Origin of the sequence: [Clostridium] symbiosum ATCC 14940 (assembly GCF_000466485.1) — a bacterium.
In the GTDB taxonomy this organism is placed as follows: domain Bacteria; phylum Bacillota; class Clostridia; order Lachnospirales; family Lachnospiraceae; genus Otoolea; species Otoolea symbiosa.
On sequence record NZ_KE992916.1, the window covers coordinates 50,247 to 57,792 of the forward strand.

The 7,546-nt window shown below is 45.2% G+C and carries 8 protein-coding genes; 4 read left to right on the plus strand and 4 right to left on the minus strand.

Annotation, left to right across the window (positions count from 1 at the left end; translation table 11 throughout):
- Window positions 1–462: 462 nt before the first annotated feature.
- Both CLOSYM_RS11310 and CLOSYM_RS11315 read left to right on the plus strand, forming a co-directional pair.
- Window positions 463–1,866 carry a sensor histidine kinase gene (locus CLOSYM_RS11310; RefSeq protein WP_044902370.1) on the plus strand — a complete coding sequence of 468 codons (1,404 nt, stop codon included), beginning with the start codon at window positions 463–465 and terminating at the stop codon, window positions 1,864–1,866.
- Window positions 1,832–2,446, plus strand: coding sequence for a response regulator (locus tag CLOSYM_RS11315; RefSeq protein WP_003500986.1), 615 nt, complete (start codon window positions 1,832–1,834; stop codon window positions 2,444–2,446). Before CLOSYM_RS11310 ends, CLOSYM_RS11315 begins: the two co-directional genes overlap by 35 nt.
- 74 nt (window positions 2,447–2,520) lie before the next feature.
- Here the strand turns inward: CLOSYM_RS11315 and CLOSYM_RS11320 are convergent, their stop codons facing one another.
- The gene (locus CLOSYM_RS11320; RefSeq protein WP_021642218.1) at window positions 2,521–3,342 is read right to left on the minus strand and encodes a MerR family transcriptional regulator; all 822 of its coding nucleotides are present in this window, start codon (window positions 3,340–3,342) and stop codon (window positions 2,521–2,523) included.
- A gap of 117 nt (window positions 3,343–3,459) precedes the next feature.
- Here CLOSYM_RS11320 and CLOSYM_RS11325 point away from each other — a divergent pair, with 117 nt between their 5' ends.
- Together CLOSYM_RS11325 and CLOSYM_RS11330 are read left to right on the plus strand one after the other, a co-directional pair.
- The gene (locus CLOSYM_RS11325) at window positions 3,460–4,014 is read left to right on the plus strand and encodes a GNAT family N-acetyltransferase (RefSeq protein WP_044902373.1); all 555 of its coding nucleotides are present in this window, start codon (window positions 3,460–3,462) and stop codon (window positions 4,012–4,014) included.
- 24 nt (window positions 4,015–4,038) lie between these two features.
- Window positions 4,039–4,668, plus strand: coding sequence for a GNAT family N-acetyltransferase (locus CLOSYM_RS11330; protein ID WP_021642220.1), 630 nt, complete (start codon window positions 4,039–4,041; stop codon window positions 4,666–4,668).
- 150 nt (window positions 4,669–4,818) lie between these two features.
- On the opposite strand, the gene pgsW is transcribed toward CLOSYM_RS11330, so the two are convergent.
- Genes pgsW through pgsB form a run of 3 tightly spaced genes read right to left on the minus strand, consistent with a single transcriptional unit; the run spans window position 4,819 to window position 7,391 of the window.
- Window positions 4,819–5,886, minus strand: coding sequence for a poly-gamma-glutamate system protein (pgsW, locus tag CLOSYM_RS11335; RefSeq protein ID WP_021642221.1), 1,068 nt, complete (start codon window positions 5,884–5,886; stop codon window positions 4,819–4,821).
- A 4-nt stretch (window positions 5,887–5,890) separates the two neighbouring features.
- Window positions 5,891–6,298 (minus strand): poly-gamma-glutamate biosynthesis protein PgsC, encoded by a 408-nt coding sequence (gene pgsC / locus CLOSYM_RS11340; protein WP_021642222.1) that lies wholly within the window; start codon window positions 6,296–6,298, stop codon window positions 5,891–5,893.
- Window positions 6,291–7,391 carry a poly-gamma-glutamate synthase PgsB gene (pgsB, locus tag CLOSYM_RS11345; protein WP_003509933.1) on the minus strand — a complete coding sequence of 367 codons (1,101 nt, stop codon included), beginning with the start codon at window positions 7,389–7,391 and terminating at the stop codon, window positions 6,291–6,293. Before pgsB ends, pgsC begins: the two co-directional genes overlap by 8 nt.
- Between the last annotated feature and the right edge of the window lie 155 nt (window positions 7,392–7,546).

Below are 7,546 nucleotides of genomic sequence, written 5' to 3' on the forward strand. Positions count from 1 at the left end.
CTGCTAAGCTCGTAAGGGACCTCGCTAATCAGCGTCCGGAGCGTACCATGTCCGGTGCGCGAAAACCTACGCCTGAGTCTTCCGTCTCTGGCGAAACCCTGACCGGGGGAAGGAGGCGGAATCAACTCTGGAGGGGATATGGAAGCCCATCCGTGCTTAATGAGGTTTCTCACGAATTTAGCACGGCTATGCGCTTCGAAAAGTGCAAACGGTCCCCGCAGCAATTCATTCCGACCGGATTCCCCCCTCACGACAACCTTCAACCAGGGATGGAAAGTCTCAGTCACCCCTTCACCATACCGGACATGGTCCGTTCCGGACGCGTCCTCCCACCTCAGTTAAATCTCCATATAGAATTGAAAAACCCCGGCCAATATTATATACTAACAGAAAGAGATGCCCATAAGAACGCATTTAAAGGGCATCCTCCCGGTATCATACCGGAACAAAGCGGGTGCGAGTATGGAAAAGAAAGTGGGAATTCAATACAATTCAAAATTATTTGTCCAGGGCTGTATTCTCGCTCTTCTGGGAGTGGCGGGGCCGGCTATTATTATGGAGAGCCGTCTGGGCATCTACGAGACACTTCGGGCGGGAATGATGGAGGACAGAGCCAGTTTTCTGATTATTGCCGCGTTAAAGCTGGTCATGATGAACGTCATTCGTGCGGTTCCCCATTATCTGGGGGCTTTCCTGATTAATGAGTCGGTACATATATACCTTTATGGAAAAAAGAGATTTGCATTCAATATTGTATTTACCCTGTCCCTGATTGTATTAATCTATGACGTGATTTACAGAATATATGGGATACGCTATGACCTGGGAATACCGGCTCTTTTGTTGATTGGATTTGTTCTCCAGCTTTCATATATGAACCTGTTTTCTGTCAGTATGCTTAATAAACTGCTGCTTGTGGCCTCACTTCTGATGAGCATTCAGTGGCTGGATGTTATCCCTCATCTCTCTGATTATGGATTTGGACGCGGTGAAATTTCAAGGGATGTGAAAATAGCGGCTTCCATTATGGAGGAGAAAAATCTGCTCACGGTATTTGCCATGAGTATGTTTTTGGCTTTTTTATATGCTTCTCTGATACAAGTCCAGCTTTTGTACAAAGAGCATAAGCTGAAGATTTCCAATGAAAAGACGATGCAGGTGGAGAAGGAACTGCACCAGACCCAGATGGAGGCCCTGAAGCTGAGAAATTCCAGTGAGGTTCAGAGTCTTGTTCATGACTTGAAAAGCCCCCTGACAATTGCGCAGGGGCTGGTCAGCCTTGCGGAGATGATGGAGAAGGATGAGCTGATTCAGGAGTATTTTAAGAAGATATCGTCCTCTCTGATTTCGATGAATATGATGATTTCAGAAATCCTTTATGAAGACAGATACTCCCCCATTATGATGGAGGACTTGATGAAGATGGTTCTGGCCCAGGTCTCCATACTGGTTCCGAGGGAGATGCTTGACTATGAGATCACCTGTCCCCGGACTGTTATAAACGGCAATAAAATACGCCTTTCCAGAGCCATTATTAACCTGATAACCAATGCGTATAATGCAGTCAGTAAAGAGACTGGTAAAATACATATCATGGTTGAGGAAAAGGAGTCGTTTGTCAATATCACAGTGACCGATAACGGAAGCGGAATTGAGGCGGGAGATATGGAGCATATCTGGGATTTGGGATATTCGGATAAACAGTCCACCGGACTGGGGCTTCCGTTTGTAAGGCAGGTAATAGAGAACCATAAAGGAGCAGTACATGTAGAAAGCGAGAAAAACCATTACACTAAAGTGATAGTTTGTCTACGGAAGGGGGAGCAGACGGATGGAGAGTGTGAAGACAATCCTGGCGATCGATGATAACAGGGATATCCTCTATACGCTGGAGCAAATTTTTAATTTTCAGGGATGGAGACCTTTGCTTGCAAATGGTTATGAAGAGGCGGATAAGCTGATTAAAAAAGAGAAAATAGATTTAATATTGGTGGATTATCATATGCCAGGAGTGGATGGCATATCTGCGGTAAAGGAGATCCGCAAAAAGCTGCCGAAGGTACCGATTATTGTTCTCACAATTGAGGAGGAGGATCGGATTGTATCAAAATTTATGGCAGCCGGAGCGGATGACTATTCACTGAAACCAATCAAGGCTGTAGATTTGATATCGAGAATCAAAGTACATCTTCAGTACCATGAGAAAAGCCAGTATTATGAGAACTATGATAAGGGCATCAGCAAGGTGACACTGCAAAAGATAGAGGAACAGATGCAGAAAATTACGGAATTTATGGATATTGACATGCTGGAGGAGGTAACTCAGATTAAAAAGAAGACATTATACCGTTACCTTCAGTATCTGGAGAAGGAAGGCAGGATACGGCAGCAGTATTCTTATGGGGATATGGGGAGGCCCAGAACCCTGTATAAGTGGAAACAATAGTAAAAATCGGTGAAATACCGCTCACATTCCACGGGCGGCTATAAAAAGCGGTAAAGCGTTACGCGGGTCACCCACTATCCCGATTTGATTTGTATTTCAATCTGTGTGATATAGTCGTTGAAATCATCAATTACCGTTTCATTGATACCCATTTCATAAGAATATCCTGTCAAAGATAATCCTTGCTTTTGAGCGTAAGCAAGGATTTCTTTGTATCTGTCCGGCAGCCTGTCCCAACTTCCTTTGCAGAAAGCCCGCAGATATTTCCCGGCGGGTTTTATATGCAATCCTTTTTTTGATGCAGGGTTGGGAAGTTCAAAATATAAAGCAGAATAATTCTGAAAATCACCACTGTACAGACTTTCAACTGAAATCATAGAACCGTATGCAGCATCATGCAGACGGTGTAATTGGTATTGCTTGGTTTTGTTAATAATGCTCTCGATTTCTGTTTCGGAACTTGCGTCTGCGGTTGTTGGAACAGTGACTAAATATGACTTTTTCTGTTCTGTAATACAAATGCTGGATAAATCAATTTTTAGGATTATTGACATATCTTGATGACGGCTTACCAGTGCTTGCTGAATACTTTTTAAATTAGAAATTGTATTATTTAACTCTGTTATTTTTTCTCGTAATAACTGTTCCATATTCTCCGCAGAACGGTTGGACAAAAAGGTCAGGATTTCTGGAATTGACACATTTAATTCCCGCAGCATTAAAATTATTTCCAATGTCGGGCTTTGAAGGTAGGTGTAGTAGCGATACCCATTCTCTCCAATGACAGCAGGCTTTAATAAACCGATTTCGTCATACCACATCAATGTCTTTTTGGTTACTCCATGTATGGCTGAAAATTGCCCGATTGTAAATAATTTATTATGTTCTGAAAACATTTCAAAACCCCCTTGACTATCCTGTTACAGTACAGTTTATTATAGTTCATGCAGAAAGAAACAACAAGCGATTTGCTGGTGTTTTTGCTGACAGGAATGGGAAAAGGAGTATTTATCATGGAGATAAAAAGAATTTGTCAGAGCCAATGGAACGATGTGAAAAATATTTATATGGAAGCCTTTCCAAAATCAGAAAGGAAGCCGTTTTTTTTCTTAAAACGTGCTGTACAAAAAGGAAAATCGGAAATTTGGGTAGCATCGCAAAGTGATGTAGTTGCCGGATTTATCGTACTGATTCCTTATTACGATATGGTTTTGGTTGAATATTTAGCGGTTTCCAACCAGATACGCAGTAAAGGGACCGGCAGCAAAATACTCGGTGAAATATGCAGGCAGTATGATGATAAGCGTATCCTGCTGCTGATTGAAAAAATTGATGAAACTGCCAATAACCTTGAACAGAGGATTGCCCGGAAACGTTTTTATTTAAAAAATGGATTTGAATCCTCTGGAATTTTAATGCAAGGGGTAAGCGGGGATATGGAAATCTTGTGTCATGGCGGGAGTATTTCGGGTGATGAATTTATCGCTGTGCAGACTTACGCACTCGGCAGGATACTGTTTGGATTGTCCAAGACAAAGGTTATAGCAGAAACAGACATTAAAAAATAAAATGGAGATGGAAAATAGAACGAAATGAGTAAATCAATTATTTTTCGAGCATTTGAGGAATCTGACTACCCGGCACTGGAACAGGTAATCCGGGAAACGTGGTGCTATGATCGCTTCTGCACACCGCAAACCGCCGCCCAATTAGCTAGTGTGTACTTAACCGTTTGCCTTGCGAATCAGACTTTTACACAGGTTGCGTTAGTTGACAATGTTCCAGTTGGAATTATCATGGGAAAAAACAGGGCTACTCATAAATCATCCTTTTCTCTGCAATTAAAAAAGATAAAATCTATTGTCAAACTTATGATTTCAAAAGAGGGACGCAGTGTTTCCAAGATTTTTGGTTGTGTAGACGGGATTGATAAGGAACTGTTAACCCGCTGCCCCACAGATTATCAAGGGGAACTTGCGTTTTTTGCAATCAGCCAGAAATGCCGGGGAAAAGGAATTGGTAAGGCATTATTCCAAAAAGTTGTGGAGTATATGCGCTCTCAAAAAATTCAAAAATTCTATCTGTTTACCGATACAAGCTGTAACTATGGGTTTTATGAGCATCAGGGAATGAAATGCAGGCAGGAAAAGACACATCATTTTGATGTCAATGGCCTGCCGGGAGAGATGACATTTTTCCTTTACGATTATATTTGCGATTAAGTGAAATAGCAAAGCCGGCCGGTGCAGTCAACGGCCAAGATGAACGGGCTGTGAACTGCGCCCGCCGCTGACAGCCACGTCCGCAAACTCCGTCCCGCCTCTTGCGCCGCTTTTTGCTATTCCGGCAATAAAATCCCTCTGCGGCAGATGCTACAGAGGGATTTTTCTATGTGGATACTTTTTGGCGGCCCAGATAAGAAGCACCAGGCCGGTTAAAAGCAGGCCCACGGCCAGGGGAAGATGATACTGCCATGTGTCATAGACTCCGCCTTCCCCGGCGGCCGGTATGGGGGATGGGTCAAAGGGGAGTCCGTAGGCCGGAAGAAGCCCTTTCATGTTGAGAAGGTGGATGACAGGAACGCCTCTGTTCAAAAACAGGGGAATCAGGCCGTGTCCCTTCACCGGGGATTTGCCAGGCAAGATGATTCCGTTAGCGGCGGATACCATCTCAGTTCCGCCTCCAAAGCTCATGAGATTTCCGCCGGCGTTGATGAAACAGGCCGGTTCGGCTCCGGCTTCGTAGATAGACTGTCTTACGGCTATATTTTCATCCAGATCCGTGTAGTACAGAAATTTATATCCGAAGCCGGAAAGTCTGGATACGATTGCTTTTTTTGTTTCCTCCGGCATTTCCTTTCCGATATCATCCTGGCCCCCCAGAGAAAAAAAGGTGCTGTGGTTTGACAGATATTGGCGCTCCACAAGAAAATGCTCCATGTCCAGATATGTGAAATCCGGGAGATTGGCGCCATAGGTGGAAGCCCCGACAGAGTTGATAACAATCCCTTTCAGCTCCATTGCATCCAGTGCGCAGAGGACGGCAAGATTGAGGCAGGGAAAGGAGGAGGACAGGTTTACGGCAACGGTATCGCCCTTTTCTGCTCCGCATTGTGTCAGCATATCGACTACCATGGCAGCGGTATTCGGATTAGCTGTGGAGCGTTTGGCCTCCAGGTTGCCCAGTGTCGTGGTAATCTCTGTGTAAGGCTCCCCTATCATGCCGGTTTGATTAGGATCATCTATCGGGGAGATTTTATAGCAGCGGTTCAGTTTCTCTTCCCGGACAGCCTCCATTGCAACCTCCATACGCCGGGAGGCGTTAAGCATTACCGGCCAGTTATCCTTTCTGGCAAGCGTTTTCGTCTGTTCGAGAATCAGAAGGGAAACGAGCAGAAACAGGAATACGGCCAGGAAACGCCAGTAATTTTTCAGTTTCATTGCGCTACCTCACAATTATGTAAATAAGACGGATTAAAAGAGTCACGATTCCCAGCGCTATCAGTGTTTTCGGTATGCCCTGTTTTTCCATATCGCGGCCCAGAATGCCGGGAATCAGACTTCCGATGGAGAAAGATACGCCGGCTCCCATGGAACCGATCAGGAATTTCAGGAGTACGCCTGTCATGATATACACCGCGTACCGTCTCCGACCGTACAGAATCATGTATTTGGACATAAAGTGGACGATAAGCATGCACAGCAGGGCAAGGATGATCGTTCCCAGCAGGCGTTTCCAGTCGTAGGCATACATGGCGAAATAGGCAGGAACAATGATTCCCCCCGGTGAAAGGTCGGTCAGTTCTGTGAATATCAGGCTTAAAAAGATTCCCAGCAGAAGGATATCATTCATCGGAGCCACCTCGTTCTTCTAAAGTTTTTATCATTTCGTAACCGGGACCTTTTATATTACCGATCCCGATGAGCAGAGAACCCTCCGGCAGATCAAGGCAGTCCCTGTAATCGGGAGTTACCCTGAGATCAGTGAGCCCTGCGCCGGAAAAAAGCCGTTTGGGAAGGAATGCGCCTTTGCCGGTCAGGAACACGGTATGTTCTTTGTAATGGGGAAAAAAATATCTGGCAAACAAAAGCGCCCGGTCAGGCCTGTCTTCCCTGTGATTGTAGAGAAAGTACAGATTGCTGTAGCCATCCCCGGCGTCGTCCACGTTATTCTTTGTGGATTGTGGATCGTTGGCTGAAAAAAGGTTAAGAAAGTGGAAAACTTCCCCGTTCCTGTTCTTCATCCGGTAGATTCTGCGCGTTCCAAAGTCCTCCCTGACGGCGGAAAGGCTCCGGTTAAATTCTTCGCCTGTGACTCCCAGGGACGCGGCAACCTCCCTGGCTATGGAGATATTCTCCTGAGCCACCGATTCGGCGGGACAAAGGACAAGACGGCAGTCTTTTTCCCCGCATTTTTCACGGAACAGGGCGGCGGCGCGGCTGTCTGCCGTGTACAGCGTTCCGCCCTGCGGAATCGTTGAGGAGAGGGATTGGGCAATCTCTTCCAGGGTATCGCCCATTTCAAAAACATGATCATACCGCACGTTAGTAATGACGGTAATGCTGCTTCTCACTATCTGCTCCTGGGCAATTTTTTGCAGCTCCGGATTAACGGCCATACATTCGAGGATAAGGATTTCAGCGCCTTCGCGGCGCGCCTTTCTGATTATGCGAAGCTGTTCATGAATGTTGGCAGGGCCGAGCCGCCGGACAGGAGTTTCAGTTCCATCCGTATGAATCATCATGGCATCGGTTCCCGTTGTTTTTGTGAAAACCTTATATCTGGTCCGGAGTGCGGCATCGATGCAGCGGCAGGTGGAGGTCTTTCCACGAATGCCGTTGACATGAATCACTGTTTTAAAAGAAGCGAGACAGGCTCGGTTTACACGGTTTTCAATGAGAAAATACAGCAATATAAGAGTGAAAAAAATAATGAAAACATACATAGCTTTTTCCTCCAAAGAAGGCGGTTCGTATTTTGTGTTAAATCAATCATAACAGCATAAGAGGCAAAAATCAAAAAAATCAGGGCGTTTTTCAGAGAGAAATATGAGAAAAAATAATGGGGATTTAACGGAGGTTGGGAGGACGCGTCCGGAAC